The following is a 1,609-nucleotide window of genomic DNA, read 5'->3' as shown; positions in this document are numbered from 1 at the left end:
TGGGGAAAAATTAAGACTGAATAATGGGTAAGTTTTCAAAACAAAAAAATCAAGGCCTTTCCCGTGCATTTCACGCTGCCCCACCAAACCGCAACGCGAATTTTCATAAATAATTTCGGATTTTTGGATGTAAAAAAAGGCCCTTTTTGGCGCGGCGCATGCGATTCTACCGCCGAAAAATGGCCGTTTTTTGAAAAGAAAAACAATTATTTCAGAATGTTCTTGGTCTCAGAGACCCAGTCGAAATGTTCTTGGTCTCAGAGACCTAGCCGAACCAGCCGCACACCCGGCCAGGATCATGAAATGGCCGCCGCCCGCTTCAAAATTGAGAGATATTCCCGCGCCAGGGTCTCGCGGTCAAACCGTTGCGCCACGAACTCCGCCCCGCTCTCCCCGAGCTTCCGGCACAGTTCCGGAGTCCGCGCCAGCCTGAGCACCGTCTCGGCCAACTCCTGGTCGTTCTCGGGTTCGATGCATATCCCGCACCCGGCTTCTTCAATCAGTTCGCGACTCTCCCCTTCCACACCGAGAACAATCGGGCGCTTCATGGCCATGGCTTCGAAAATCTTGGACGGCAGAACCGTCTTGAAAAGATCCGACTTGATGAGCAGCACCAGGCAGGCGTCGCTTGCGGCCAGAAAATCAGGCATGCGCTCCTTGGGTTGTTGGCCAAGCATGATGACATTGGTCAGGCCCATGTCCTCCTTTGCCTTGAGAAGCTTATCCCGCTCGGCCCCGTCACCCACCAGCAGAAAGCGGATGTCCGGCTCGTTCTCCAGACGCCTGGCGGCCTTCAAAATCGTGTTCAGGCCGTGGGCCATGCCATGGGTGCCGATGTATGAGGCCAGGAACACGCTCTCCCCCAGGCCCAACTCGCGGCGCACGTCGTTCATGCGGTCGGCTGGCGCAAAGCGTTCCAAATCGGCCCCGTTGGTGACGATGCTGACCTTCTGATCCGCAATCCCCCGGTCCATGATGTGGCGCTTAAAGGCCCTGGTCAGGGATACGATGTGATCGGCCTTGCGGTACAGGAAGCTCTCAATTCCTTCGAGGGCCTTGATCACGCGCCGGTTACTGATGGCGCCCACGGCAATGATGGATTCCGGCCACAGATCGCGGATCTCCAGCACCCACGGACGGCGTTTCAGGCGGGACACAAAATAGCCCGCCATGCCGCAAAAAAACTGGGGCGAGGTCGAGACCACCACGTCCACGTCCTTCACCCGCCAGCACTGCGCCATGGCCGAAAACATGAAGGACACGTAGTTGGCCGTGCGCTTCACAAAGCCCTTGTTGGCGCTCAGGTACGTGCCCACGCGCAGCACGCGGATGCCGTCCTTTTCGTCCCACGCATGCACCGAATTTCTGAAGCCCGGATAGACCACGCCGCCAGGATGGCTCGGATGGCAGGTCAGAACCGTGACCCTGTGCCCGGCCCGCACCCAGCGTTTGGCGTTTTCATAGGTGCGCGAGGCCGGCGCGTTCACCTCGGGCGGAAAATAATGACACAGGAAAAGGATATGCATCTCAACTGTTCTCCTTGATGATGACGAAACCTCCGCTCCAGGGCAGATCGCTCCGCACCCGCACCAGCAGCACGGCGCATTCC

Annotated in this window: 1 protein-coding gene; it reads right to left on the bottom strand. The window is 57.7% G+C overall.

What is annotated here, in order from left to right; all coding sequences use genetic code 11:
- Positions 1-296 precede the first annotated feature (296 nt).
- Positions 297-1,526: a glycosyltransferase WbuB gene (locus tag EOL86_14700; protein NCD26821.1), complete on the bottom strand. Its 1,230-nt coding sequence runs from the start codon at positions 1,524-1,526 to the stop codon at positions 297-299.
- Between the last annotated feature and the right edge of the window lie 83 nt (positions 1,527-1,609).

The sequence above is a fragment of the Deltaproteobacteria bacterium genome, assembly GCA_009930495.1.
GTDB lineage: Bacteria > Desulfobacterota > Desulfovibrionia > Desulfovibrionales > Desulfomicrobiaceae > Desulfomicrobium.
This window is presented reverse-complemented; position numbering and strand designations above follow the sequence as displayed.